The following is a 12,555-nucleotide window of genomic DNA, read 5'->3' on the forward strand; positions in this document are numbered from 1 at the left end:
GCGTCCACGCCGACAGCAACGCACCGGGGTCGGATCCGATCGACTCGGGTCCGACCCCGGTGCGGTTACCGGATCAGGCGGTGGCGGTACAGGTGGGGGTGGGTGCGGCGGGGGTGCCGGTGGTCGAGCCGGTGAAGCCGAAGCTGGTGGTGCCGCCGGCGGCCAGGGCGCCGTTGTAGCCGGCGTTGCGGGCGGTCACGGTGGATCCGCTGCTGGTCACCGTGGCGTTCCAGGAACTGGTGATCTGCTGGCCGCTGGGGAACGTCCAGGTCACCGTCCAGCCCTTGATCGCCGTGCTGCCGGCGGTGACCTGGACCTCACCCTGGAAGCCGCCCGACCACTGACCGGTGCTCCGGTAGGTGGCGGTGCAGCCGGCCGAGCCACCCGGCGGGGTGGTCGGTGGGGTGGTCGGCGGCGTCGTGGGTGGGGTGGTGGGCGGCGTGGTCGGGTTGCTGCCGCCGAAGTTCACGTCGCTGCACAGGTAGTAGGACTGGTCGGTGTGGCTGGCCTGCCAGATGGTGTAGACGATGTGCCGGCCGGTGCGCCCCGGGGCGTTCGTCGGGATGTCGATCTGCACGCCGCCGGTGGTCGGCGTCCACTGCGAGGCCGGGGTGTTGCCGATCTGGCCGGCCAACTCCAGGTCCTCCCAACGCAGCGGCGAACTCAACGCGTTGAAGCCCTGCTTGGTGACGTACACCCGGATGTAGTCGGCGCCGTGGCTGGCCTGGTCGAAGAAGCGGACCCGGAAGTTGTTGGCGACGTTCGTCGTCCGCCAGGCGCCCGGCGTGTCCAGGGAGCGGTACCGGCCGTTCTCGGTCCGGCCGCCGCTGCACAGCTGCCCGTTGGGGATCGCACCCTGGTGGTTGCCGGCGACGCCCTCGCGGAACAGGCCGTTCCAGTTCCACATGGCGTTCGGGTTGTCCTGCCAGGCCTGCCAGCACATCGGGTCCTGGGTGGCCATGTTCGGGTTCTGGAAGTCGCTGCCCCACCGCTGCCAGCAGCCGTAGTTGCGCGAGGCCGGGTCGACCACGGAACCGTGGGCGGACGCGGGGACAGCCAGCACGGTGGTCAGCAGCAACACGGCCGCCGCGCCGGTGGCGAGCAGCCCGCCCACCAGCGGGATGCGTCGTGATCGGGAGATGATGGACATGGGTTGAGCCCCCAGGAGAGAGATCGGTCGTCGTTACGTCCGGACGGCCGGGAGTTGCCCTCGTCCCGTGCCACGTCGTACGGCTCCCACACCGCTACTGCCTCGCAGAGTGGCATATGTATTGGCGAGAGTCAATCTGAGGGGGGTGATCGGAGCTGCTCGGTCAGCCCGGGCGGCGCATCGGCACGTGCGGGATGCCGTCCTCGACGTACTCCGGACCGGCGACGGTGAACCCGTACCGGCGGTACCAGCCGGTCAGGTGCGACTGCGCGTGCAACTCGCTCGGCCGGTCACCGACCACCCGCAGCGCCTCGGTCACCAACCGGTCGGCCAACCCACGGCCACGCTCGTAGGGGGCCACCACCACCCGTCCGATCCGGGCCGTGCCGTCGGACTCGGCCAGAATCCGCAGGTACGCCAGCACCCCACCGGCCCGGCCCAGCCACAGGTGGCGGGTGCCCGGCTCGACGTCCCGGCCGTCCAGTTCCGGGTACGGGCAGGCCTGCTCCACCACGAACACGTCGATCCGCAGCCTCAGCAGGTCGTGGAACGTACGCGGATCCAACTCGGCGAACGACGCCACCCGAACCTCGATACCCCCCGACCCCACCCGCCCACACTACCCAGTAAGGAAGGGCCCCCTGTTATCGCTTTCTGTTGTACAGGGGTCCCTTCCTAACGCGTGGCCGACGGTGGCCTGGCGCGTGGCCGACGGCGGCCTGAGGGGTGCCCGACGGCGGGGCCGGCGCGGGGGGCGGCGTTGGTGGGGACGGATCAGGCGGGCCGGGCCCCGACCGCGTCGCGGATCTCGGCGCCCCGGGCGCCCTCCTCGCTGCGGGCACAGTGACCGCAGCAGAAGAACCGCCCGGACACCTCCACCCCGTGCCCGACGATCCGGATCTGGCAGTGCTCACAGATCGGCGCCAGCCGGTGTACGGCGCATTCGAAGCTGTCGAAGGTGTGCACGTCGCCGCTGACCGTCCGGACCTCGAAGGCCATCCAGTAGTCGTTGCCGCAGACCTCACAGGTCGCCATCGGAACCCCCGTCGCAGTCGTTTCGTCCAGCCTGCGCCCGGTCCGGGGCCGATGGGGAACAAACGCCCCAAGTGCCCTCCGGAGGGCGGCGCGTCGCCGTCGGTGGGTCGGGCGTTAGGCCGGGTGACGGCGTACCCCGCGGAGGATCACATGATCAAGCGCAGCAAGCTGTTCGGCAACCAGACTCGGGTGACCTTCTGCCTGCCCCGGGAGACGCCGGCCGGCACGGTAAGCGTGGTCGGCAGCTTCAACGACTGGGCACCGGGCCGACACGAACTGGTCCCGCGCCGTGACGGCACCCGTACCGTCACGGTGAAGCTCGGCCCGGGAGAGCACCGGTTCCGTTACCTGGCCACCGGCGGCGTCTGGCTCGACGACGAGTACGCCGACGAACTGGACGACCAGGGCGGCCGGCTCCGCCTCTGACGGTGCCGACCCACCCGGTCAGCCCTGGCTCGGCTCCAACCGGATGGAGACCGAGTTCACGCAGTGCCGGGTGTCCTTCGGGGTGAAGCCCTCGCCCCGGAAGACGTGGCCCAGGTGGCTGTCACAGCGGGCACAGCGGATCTCGGTACGGGTCATCCCGAGGCTGTGGTCGTCGATCTCCTTGACCGCACCGGGCAGGGCGTCGTCGAAACTCGGCCAGCCGCAGTGCGAGTCGAACTTGGTGTCGCTGGGAAAGAGCTGCGCTCCGCAGGCCCGGCAGTGGTAGACACCCGGGGTCTTGGTGTCGACGTACTCGCCGGTCCACGGGCGTTCGGTGCCGGCCTCGCGCAGGACCCGGAACTCCTCCGGGCTCAGCCGGACCCGCCACTCGTCCTCGGTACGGGGCAGTTCGCTCTCGTCAAGACTCACCCGTCAACGGTACGCCGACTGTCGGTGGCATGGCATATGGTCGCGCCATGGGGGCTACCAGGGCCACAGGCACCGGCAGATCCACGGACAGCGGCAGTGCCAGGGCGGGCGGGCGGAAGGCGGCGGCGGAGCTGCTCGAGGTGGCCGGGCACGATGTCCGGCTGAGCAGCCCGGACCGGGTGATCTTTCCGCAGCGCGGTTTCACCAAGGCTGACGTCTTCCACTACTACCTCGCCGTCGGCGAGGGCATCATGCGTGCCCTGCGCGACCGGCCCACCACCCTGCAACGCTTCCCCGACGGCATCGAGGGGGAGGCGTTCTTCCAGAAACGGGTGCCGGCCCGGGGCGTGCCGCCCTGGCTGGCCACCACCACGATCAGCTTTCCGAGCGGTCGCAGTGCCGACGAGCTCTGCCCGGTCGACCTGGCCCATGTGGCCTGGGCAGCGCAGATGGGCACCGTCGTGTTCCACCCCTGGCCGGTGCGCTCGGCCGACGTCGACCGTCCCGACGAGTTGCGCATCGACCTCGACCCGCAGCCCGGCACCGACTTCGCCGACGCGGTCACCGCCGCCGGGGAGGTCCGGGCGATCCTCGACGAGCTGGGCGCGACCGGCTGGCCGAAGACCTCCGGTGGTCGGGGCGTCCACGTCTACCTGCGTATCGCACCCCGCTGGACGTTCACCGAGGTGCGTCGGGCGACCATCGCGCTGGCCCGGGAGGTCGAGCGCCGCCGACCGGACCTGGTCACCACCGCCTGGTGGAAGGAGGAGCGGGGCGAGCGGGTCTTCGTCGACTACAACCAGATGGCGCGGGACCGCACGATCGCTTGCGCGTACTCGCTGCGGGCCACCGCCCGCGCCACCGTCTCCACCCCGGTCGACTGGGCCGAGTTGCCCGACGTGGACCCGGACGACTTCGACCTGCGCACTGTCCCGGCCCGGCTGGCCGAACGGGGCGACCCGCACTCGGGCATCGACGACGCCCCGTGGGACATCACCGAGCTGCTGGAGTGGGCCGACCGGGACGACACCGACGGTCGGGGCGACCTGCCTTATCCGCCGGACCACCCGAAGATGCCCGGCGAGCCCAAGCGCGTCCAACCCAGCCGCGCCAGGCCATCCACCAGCTGAAAACCATGAGCCCCGGGTCAGCTGCGGGGCATCAGCGCCTCGACGGCCTCCTTGGCGGTGCGCAGGTCGGCGCCGGTGGCCTCCCGATAGGCCTTGATCGCCTTGATCTTCTCGCCCCGGTCCAGGTGCTCGCGGACGCCCGGCACGATCGGCCGGTTGTCGACCACACCCAGGTGGTCCATCACCAACTGGAGCTTCCGCTCGATCTCGCTCAGCCGGTACGCCTGGCGGGGGCTGGGCTTCGATCCCCGGCTGGCGAGCAGCAGGACGAGGCCGAGGACGAGGGCGGTCGACGACAGGATGAGTTCCATCCCCGGGATTCAACCAGGTCCCGGCCAGCGGCTTCCCGACTGCGCTGCCCGACCGGAACCGATCAGCCGGTAACGATCACGTAACGGGCGCGAACCTTTTCCCCGGCGTACCCGGTCTTCCTGGTCATCGATCCAGCGGTGACCGGGGGAGGCGTCGGGATGACGTTGGTGTTCAGGCGGGCGGGCCAGGCCCGGGGCCTGCTGGCCGCCGCCGCGCTGGCGGCGCTGGTCGCCGTGGCGTCGGTCGCCGGGCTCGCCGAGTACAACCGGCGGGCGATCGACGCCGGTCAGCGCAGCCTGCTCGCCGCCGCGCCCGCCGCGGAGCGCACCCTGCTGATCAGTGGTGCCGGTGGCACCGGGTACGCGCAACGGGACGCCACGGTACGGGCCGGGTTCGCCGACGGGCTGGCCGGGTTGCCGGTCACCGTCGCCGCGGCGCGCTACGGCACCGGACGGGAGTTGACCGGGGACCTCGGCCCGGCCCGGGTCGGCGACGATCCGGTCTTCGCCAGCCTGACCAGTCTGGACGACCTGGCCGGGCACGCCGAGCTGACCGCCGGTGGCTGGCCCGCTCCCGGGTCCGACCCGGTGCAGGTGACGCTGCCGGAGCGGGTGGCGGCCAGCCTCCAGGTGGGTGTCGGGGACCGGATACCGGCCCGGGACCGCAGCAGCGGCACCGCCAGCGACCTGCTCGTCTCCGGCACCTGGCGACCGGTCGACGGCACCGACCCGTACTGGCGGTTGGCCCCGGGCGGGACCGCCGCCGACGCCGGTTCGGTCACCTCGTACGGGCCGTTCGCGATGGACCCGGCGGACTTCGCGGCGGCCTTTCCCCGGTCCTTCTCGGCGGCCTGGCTTATCGAGCCGGACCTGGCCGCCGTCAGGCCCGGCCGGCTGGCCCCGGTGAAACAGGCGATCGCCGAGGCCGCCGTCGAGGTGCCCGAGGCCGCCGGGCTCGGCTCGTCGGCGACCACCGCCACCAGCATGGACGAGCTCATCGACCGGCTCGGCCGGGCCGACCTGGTGGGGCGCTCCGCGCTGCTGACCCCGTTGCTGTTGATCGTGGTCCTCGGCGGGTACGCGCTGGTGCTGGTCGCCGCCCTGCTCCACGACGACCGCCGGGCCCAGACGGCGTTGCTGCGCGCCCGGGGCGCCGGACGGGGCCAGTTGGCCGGGCTCGCGGTCCGGGAGGCGACCCTGGTGGTGTTGCCCGCCGTGCTGCTCGCGCCCCCGCTGGCCGGGCTGGCGGTGCGCGGCTTCGACGATCCGAGCGCCCGGCCCGGCCTCGGGGGCACCGGTTGGGCGGTGGCGCTCGCGACCGCCGTGGGTTGCCTGGTCGCCATGGTCCTGCCGGCCCTGCGGCGGGCCGGTACCTACGTCGCCGACCTGGCGGTCCGGTCGCGGCCAGGCCGTCAGGTGGCCGCGCAGCGGGCCAGCGTGGATCTCGCCCTGGTCGGGTTGGCGCTGCTCGCCTGGTGGCAGTTGCGCCGGTACGCCGGACCGCTCACCGGTTCCGGCGGCCGGCTGGGCATCGATCCGCTGCTGGCCACCGCCCCGATCCTCGGGGTGCTGGCCGGCGCGGTGATCGCGCTGCGGCTGCTGCCACCGGGTACCCGGTTCGTCGAACGGTTCGTCGACCGGCGACCGTGGACGGCCACCGTGTTCGGCATGTGGCAGGCGGGTCGCCGACCGCACGCCGGGCCGGTGCTGCTGCTCGCCCTGGCCGTCGGCGGCAGCACGCTGGCCTGGTCGCTCCTGGCGACCTGGGAGAGGTCCCAGTCCGACCAGGCCGGGCACGCCGTCGGCGCGGACCTGCGGGTGGTCGAACGGGACGCCGCCGCGCCGGTGGGGCGGGCCGGCGAGTTGGCCGACCTGCCCGGCGTGCGGCGCGTCGTACCGGCCTGGCGGGACGAGGTACGCCTCGGTCGCGCCGACCTGCCGGTGACCGTGCTCGCCCTGGACGCCGCCGCCGGCCCGTCCAGCACCGCCGCCACCGAGCCGGCCAGCCCGGCTGGCCCGGCCAGCACCGACCGGGCCGGCTACGGGGTCGTCCAGATGGACGAGCGGCTCACCGACGGGTCGGCGGTGGAGCTGTTCCAGCGGCTCGTGCGGGCCCGGGGCACCCCGCTGGGCACCGGGCTGCCCGCCGGCACCCGACAGCTCACCGGCACCGTCGCCACCCTGGGACAGCAGGCCGTCCGCCCGCACCCGGTGACCGTGTCGGTGCTGGTGACCACGGCCGACGGTCAGGCGTACCGGCTGCCGGTGGCGCAGTCGGACAGCGCCGGCCGGTCGACCCGGTTCACCGTCGACCTGCCCGCCACCGGAGGCTCGCCGTTCCGGCTCGCCGGGTTCACCGTCGAGGCCCCGCCGCTGGCCCCCCGCTACCGGGTGGAGATCGCCGACCTCGGGGCGGTCGGCCCGGACGGGGTCGCCGCGCCCGTGCGGCTGGCCGGCGGGTGGGTGGCCATCGACAACGAGGAGCCGCCCCGGCCGGTCGTCACCGGAGCCACCACCCTCACCGCGGAGCTGGCGCTGCCGCCGGCCGGCGGTGTCGAGGGCTGGTACGTCACCCGACCGTCGCTGCGCTACGCGTTGGTGCCGCAGGCCTCCGCCGCACCGGTGCCGGCCCTGCTCACCCCGGGTACGCGGGCGGCGTTGAGCCTGCGGATCGGTGACACGGTGACCGTCGCCCTGTCCGGTGTCTCGATGCCGATCCGGGTGCTGGGTGAACTGGCGGCGGTGCCGGCGACCGGGGGCGACGCGATCCTGCTCGACCTGCCGGCGGCGGTGGACTGGCTGGTCCAGGCCCGTGGCGCGATCCGCCCGGTACCCGAGTGGTGGGTGCGGGTCGACGACGGCGACCACGCCACCGCCGCCCGGCAGGCCGCCGACCTGGCCGGCGTCACGGTGGCCGACCGGCATCAGCTCGCCGCGACGGCGGCCGGTGATCCGTACTGGCGGGCCGCCCGGACCGGGCTGCTCGCCGCCGCGTCGGGCTCGGTCCTGCTCGCCCTGGTCGGGTTGGCCGTCGACCTCTGGGCCACCGGCCGGCAGCGGTCGACCGAGTTCGCGGTGCTGCACACCCTGGGCGCCACCCCCCGGTTGCTGGCCCGGACCCTCCTGACCGAACAGGCCTTCCTGGCCGGGGCCGGCGTCGGGGTGGGGTTGCTGGTAGGTGCCCTGGTCGGCGCGACGACAGCGCCGCTGGTGATCGTCACACCCACCGCCGGCCGTCCGGTGCCCGAGCCGGCCTTCGAGCTGCCCTGGCTGCCGGTCGGGGCGACCGCCCTCGGTCTGCTGCTGGCGGCGTTGGTCGGTAGCGCGCTGGTCGCCGCCGGCATCCGGCACCGGGTGGCCGTGGCTCGGCTGCGGATCGGGGGCGACCGATGACCGGCGTCGTCCGGCGGATCCGGGCCCACCGTGGGTCGTTCCTGCTCCTGGCCGTGTTGACCCTGGTCGTCACCGCCGGGGTCAGTGGGGTGCCACGGTTCACCGCCCGGCTCTCCGATGAGGGGTTGCGCCAGCACCTGGCGGCCCAGCCGGCCACCCAGCGGGACCTGAGTTACACCACCGTCGCGGCCGCCCGGCCCGACGCGGCGTACCGGAGCCGGCAGACGGAGTTGGCGGCCCGACTGGACCGGATGCCGCCGGAGGTACGCCACGCGGTGGCGCACGGGTGGTACCTGGCGGAGACCGACCCCGGTCGGCTGGCCGGCCCCGATCTGGCGGCCCGGAACCTGCTGGTCGACCTGAGGCTGCGCGCCATGCCCGAGGTGGGGCGCGCGGCTGCCCTGGTCGACGGGGCCTGGCCGCCCGAGACGCCACCCGCGATGCCGCCCGAGACGCCACCCGCCCGGCGGCAGCCCACCCCGCTCGCCCTGGCCGTTGACGTGGCCGAGCGGCTCAACCTGCGGGTCGGCAGCCGGCTCACGCTGGCGGCGTCGTCGGCGGAGCGTCCGCTGGCCGGCGTCGAGCTGGTGGTGGTCGGGTTGTTCCGTCCGGTCGATCCCGCCGACGGCACCTGGGACACGTTGCCGCCGGTGCTGCGGGTCGTCCAACCCGAAGGGGAGGGCAAGCCGTTCAACGTGGTGGGTCTGGTCGGCGCCGGTGGGTTCGACGACCGGGCGGCGGCCGGCTGGCCGGTACGGTTCAGCTGGCGCTACCGGGTGGCTCCGGACCGCATCGACGTGGGTGACCTGGACCGGACCATCGACGCGCTGGCGGTGCTGGGCCGCGACGCCGGCACCGAGGCACCCCTGACCCAGGGCCTGGACCTCGTGCTGCGGGAGTTCGCGGCGGCGGCTGCTTCGGCCCGCAGCCTGCTCGCCGTGGTCTCCGCCGGGATGCTGGCCACCCTGGCCGGCCTGGTGGTGCTCACCGTCGGCCTGGCCGGGCGGAACCGGAGAGCGGAGTTCGCGCTGATCCGGGCGCGCGGCGGCACCCGGTTCGCCCCGGCCCGCCGCTGCCTGGCCGAGTCGGCGCTGGTGGTCGTGCCCACCGCGGTGCTCGGCGGGCTGCTCGGCAGCCTCGTCCCGACCGCCCCGTCCGGCCATCACGGGGGTGGCTCGGCCGGGGTCGCGCTGCTCCTGGTCGCCGTCGCGGTCACCCTGGCCCTGCCGCTGGCCGCGCTCGCCGTACCGGCCGGCACCGGTGGGCGGCGTGACCTGATCCGGCTCAGCCCCTCGGCCCGCCGGCTCACCGGGGAGGTGCTGCTGCTGGCGCTCGCGCTGCTCGGTGTGCTGCTGCTGCGCCGCCGGGGCCTGGCCGTCGGCGGGGTCGACCCGCTGCTGGTGTCGGTGCCGGTACTCGTCGCGGTGGCTGCGGCGGTGTGGGCGCTGCGCGCGTACCCGTGGCCGTTGCGCCTGGTCAGCCGGTTGTCGGCGGGTACCCGGGGCAGTGTGTTCTTCCTCGGCACCGCGCGGGCCGGGCGGGCGGGGGTGGCCACCCCGCTGGTCGTGGTGGTGGTGGCGGTGGCGACCGCGGCGTTCTGCGCGGTGGTCACCGCCGGGATCGAGGCGGGCCGGGACCGGTCGACCACCCGCGCGGTGCCGGCGGACGCGTTGGTCCACGGCTACCGGCTGGCCCCGGAGACCGCCGACGAACTGGGCCGGCTGGCCGGGGTACGGGCGGTGACCCCGGTGCTGGCCGAGTCGGGCCGTACGCTGGCCCGCGACGCGGTCGGGACCACGGCGGGCGTCGGCGAGACCGCGGTGCTGGTGGTCGACGGTCCGGGGTTGGTCGACGCCGCCGCCCGCGCCGGACGGGCCGTGCCGGTGCCCGACGCGCTCCGGACCAGCGGCACGGCGACCGGTGCGGTGCCGGCGGTGGTCTCCCCGGCGGTCGCCGCCGACCTGGCCGGGGCCGGCCTGGACCGGTCCGCCTTCGTCGAGGTCCAGGGCGAGCGGTACGAGTTCCGGGTCGCCGACACGGTGGCGGACTTCCCGTTGCTGCGGCCGGGCACCGAGCGGTTCGTCGTGCTGCCCTGGCAGACGTTGCCGCCCCGGCGGTACCCACCGGCGCCCACCGGATTCCTGCTGGCCGCCGAGGACCCGGACGTCGGCGCGTTACGGCGCGTCGGCGACGCCGGCCAGCGTCGGTTCCAGACCTCCGGCACGGTCACCGCGACCACCGTGCCGCTGCCGGTGACCGTCTCCACCTGGGCCGACCTGCGCGCCGAGCGGGCCGCCAGCGGGGCGAACGGGCTGCTGGCCTTCGGCTTCCTCGGTGGAGCCGTCGGCGGCACCGGTCTCGGTCTGCTGGCGATCGTCTTCACCGTGCTGGCCGGCGCCCGGGACCGGGGGCGGCTACGGTCCCGGCTGCGCACCCTCGGCCTGTCCCGCCGGCAGTGGCGGGGGCTGCTGCTGGTGGAGCTGGTGCCGCTGGTCGGCGTCGCGGTGCTCACCGGTGCGCTGGTGGGCGCGCTGCTGCCGGTGCTGCTGACCCCGGTGCTGGGGCTGTCCGCGTTCACCGACGGAGGAGAGTTGAGTTGACCACCACCGCATCCGGGAGCACCGGAACCGACGGCACCAGGCCCGACGCGACCGGGCCGCCGGACCTGGCCGACCTGCACCGGCGGGCCGCCCGGCGGGCGGCCGAGCGGGCCGGCGGGCAGGACCGGCTGCGCGGGCACATCGTCTGCGACGGTCTGGTCCGGATCTACCGCAGCGACGGCGTCGAGGTGGTCGCCCTGCAGGGGCTGGACCTGGTCATCGACCGGGGGGAACTGGTGGCGATCGTCGGCGCGTCCGGGTCGGGCAAGTCCACCCTGCTGAACATCCTCTCCGGGTTGGACACCCCGACCGCCGGCATCGCCAGGGTCGCCGACTACGACCTGCTCGCCCTCTCCGCCCGAAGGCGGCTGAGCTACCGGCGGCAGGTGGCCGGCTTCGTCTGGCAGCAGACCAGCCGCAACCTGCTGCCGTACCTCACCGCCGTGGAGAACGTAGAGCTGCCGATGCGGCTGGCCGGCCGCCGAGGTGGCCGCCGGGCCCGGCGCGAGCGGGCCCGGGAGTTGCTGGAGCTGGTCGGCCTCGGCCCCGGCGCCCACCGCCGGCCGGAGCAGCTCAGCGGTGGCGAGCAGCAACGGTGCGCGGTCGCGGTGGCGGTGGCCAACGATCCGGAGGTGCTCTTCGCCGACGAGCCCACCGGTGAACTCGACGAGGCCACCGGGGCGGAGGTCTTCGCCGCCCTCCGGATGATCAACGCCGAGCTGGGGGTCACCGTCGTGGTGGTCACCCACGACCACGCCGTGGCCGACCAGGTCCGCCGGACCGTCGCCATCCGCGACGGCCGGACCGCCTCCGAGGTACGCCGTACCGCGCGGGTCGGCGCCGACGGCGCCACCGAGCTGGTCAGCGAGGAGTACGCGGTGCTGGACCGGACCGGGCGGATGCAACTGCCGGCGGCCTTCGTCGACGCGCTCGCGCTGCGCGACCGGGTCCGGCTCGACCTGGCACCCGACCACGTCGAGGTCCGGCCGGCCAACGGCGGGCCGGCGGCCGACGGCGGGCCGGTCAACAGCGGGCCGGCGGCCGACGGCGGGCCGGTCAACGGCGACCGGGTGACCGACGGTGGTGGGCCGGCCGACGGTGGCACGGTCGACGACGACCCGCCGGAGGGCGGTCAACCGGGCGGGAGCTGGCGGGACGGTGACCGGCGGGGTGACGTCGCCGGGCGGGACGGGGCAGGGGCATGAGTGAGCAGGCCGTGGTGGGCGCGCACGGGCAGCCGGTGACCGGGCCGGTGGTCCTGGTCGAGGGGTTGCACCGCAGGTTCGGCCGGGGCGAACGCGCCGTGCACGCGGTGCGCGACGTCTCCCTCTCGGCCGGGCGGGGCGAGCTGGTGGCGATCCGAGGCCGTTCCGGAGCCGGCAAGACCACCCTGCTCAACCTGGTAGGCGGCCTGGACCGCCCGGACGCCGGCCGGGTCGTCGTCGCGGGCCGGGAGGTGACCACCGCCAGCGAACGGGAGCTGCTCGACCTGCGGCGGGACCGGATCGGGTTCGTCTTCCAGTCCTTCGGGCTGCTCCCGATCCTCTCCGCCGCCGAGAACGTCGGCGTGCCGCTGCGGCTGGCCCGGGTGCCGGCGGCGCAACGGGAGGAGCGGGTGGCGGTGCTGCTGGAGTTGGTCGGGCTGGGGGACCAGGCGGCGCAGCGCCCGTACGAGCTCTCCGGGGGGCAGCAGCAGCGGGTGGCGGTCGCCCGGGCGTTGGCCAACGACCCGGAGGTGCTGATCGCCGACGAGCCCACCGGACAGCTCGACTCGGAGACCGGCCGCGCCATCATGGACCTATTGCGGGCGGTGGTGCACGCCCGGGGGATGACCGCGCTGGTGGCCACCCACGACCCGGCCCTGATCGAGGTGGCCGACCGGACGCTGACCCTGCGCGACGGCCACCTGGTCACCGACTGAGGGGTCGGATCGTGGCCGGGCGGCCCGGGTCGGGCCGGTGGGTGGCAGCCGGGCGGCCCGGGTCGGGCCGGTGGGTGGCCGGTGGACGGGCCGGGTGGCCGGCACCGGGATCGTGCCGGCCACCCGGGGCGGGTCGCCCTACGCCGGTTGCTGGTCCGCG

The 12,555-nt window shown here is 74.8% G+C and carries 10 protein-coding genes and 1 pseudogene; 6 read left to right on the forward strand and 5 right to left on the reverse strand.

Annotated features, from left to right (window positions below; translation table 11 throughout):
* Positions 1-73 precede the first annotated feature (73 nt).
* The 3 genes from GA0070617_RS09825 to GA0070617_RS09835 all read right to left on the reverse strand — a co-directional run bounded on the left by GA0070617_RS09825 (position 74) and on the right by GA0070617_RS09835 (position 2,185).
* Positions 74-1,150: a lytic polysaccharide monooxygenase auxiliary activity family 9 protein gene (locus GA0070617_RS09825; protein WP_091435674.1), complete on the reverse strand. Its 1,077-nt coding sequence runs from the start codon at positions 1,148-1,150 to the stop codon at positions 74-76.
* 163 nt (positions 1,151-1,313) lie between these two features.
* The gene (locus tag GA0070617_RS09830) at positions 1,314-1,745 is read right to left on the reverse strand and encodes a GNAT family N-acetyltransferase (protein WP_091446181.1); all 432 of its coding nucleotides are present in this window, start codon (positions 1,743-1,745) and stop codon (positions 1,314-1,316) included.
* A gap of 179 nt (positions 1,746-1,924) precedes the next feature.
* On the reverse strand, positions 1,925-2,185 hold the full coding sequence (locus tag GA0070617_RS09835) for a Prokaryotic metallothionein (RefSeq protein WP_091435681.1): 261 nt from the start codon (positions 2,183-2,185) through the stop codon (positions 1,925-1,927).
* Between the two features lie 150 nt (positions 2,186-2,335).
* Between GA0070617_RS09835 and GA0070617_RS09840 the strand changes: the two genes are divergently transcribed.
* Positions 2,336-2,611 (forward strand): isoamylase early set domain-containing protein, encoded by a 276-nt coding sequence (locus tag GA0070617_RS09840; protein WP_091435684.1) that lies wholly within the window; start codon positions 2,336-2,338, stop codon positions 2,609-2,611.
* Positions 2,612-2,629: 18 nt separating this feature from the next.
* On the opposite strand, the gene msrB is transcribed toward GA0070617_RS09840, so the two are convergent.
* Entirely contained in the window at positions 2,630-3,040 is a 411-nt protein-coding gene (msrB, locus tag GA0070617_RS09845) for a peptide-methionine (R)-S-oxide reductase MsrB (protein ID WP_091435687.1), read from the reverse strand.
* 47 nt (positions 3,041-3,087) lie between these two features.
* On the opposite strand from msrB, the gene ligD reads away from it, so the two are divergent.
* Positions 3,088-4,170, forward strand: coding sequence for a non-homologous end-joining DNA ligase (gene ligD / locus GA0070617_RS09850; protein WP_091435689.1), 1,083 nt, complete (start codon positions 3,088-3,090; stop codon positions 4,168-4,170).
* A gap of 17 nt (positions 4,171-4,187) precedes the next feature.
* Here the strand turns inward: ligD and GA0070617_RS09855 are convergent, their stop codons facing one another.
* On the reverse strand, positions 4,188-4,481 hold the full coding sequence (locus GA0070617_RS09855) for a hypothetical protein (RefSeq protein WP_139135628.1): 294 nt from the start codon (positions 4,479-4,481) through the stop codon (positions 4,188-4,190).
* Positions 4,482-4,640: 159 nt separating this feature from the next.
* Between GA0070617_RS09855 and GA0070617_RS09860 the strand changes: the two genes are divergently transcribed.
* The 4 genes and pseudogenes from GA0070617_RS09860 (at position 4,641) to GA0070617_RS09875 (ending at position 12,395) form a co-directional block, all read left to right on the forward strand.
* Entirely contained in the window at positions 4,641-7,874 is a 3,234-nt protein-coding gene (locus tag GA0070617_RS09860) for an FtsX-like permease family protein (RefSeq protein ID WP_091435691.1), read from the forward strand.
* Entirely contained in the window at positions 7,871-10,474 is a 2,604-nt protein-coding gene (locus GA0070617_RS09865; protein ID WP_091435693.1) for a hypothetical protein, read from the forward strand. Before GA0070617_RS09860 ends, GA0070617_RS09865 begins: the two co-directional genes overlap by 4 nt.
* Positions 10,471-11,469: pseudogene (locus tag GA0070617_RS09870) on the forward strand (ABC transporter ATP-binding protein); the annotation flags it as partial. The gene GA0070617_RS09865 and the pseudogene GA0070617_RS09870, both read left to right, overlap by 4 nt.
* 206 nt (positions 11,470-11,675) lie before the next feature.
* Positions 11,676-12,395 (forward strand): ABC transporter ATP-binding protein, encoded by a 720-nt coding sequence (locus tag GA0070617_RS09875; RefSeq protein WP_091435696.1) that lies wholly within the window; start codon positions 11,676-11,678, stop codon positions 12,393-12,395.
* Positions 12,396-12,555: the final 160 nt, after the last annotated feature.

Origin of the sequence: Micromonospora yangpuensis (assembly GCF_900091615.1) — a bacterium.
GTDB lineage: Bacteria > Actinomycetota > Actinomycetes > Mycobacteriales > Micromonosporaceae > Micromonospora > Micromonospora yangpuensis.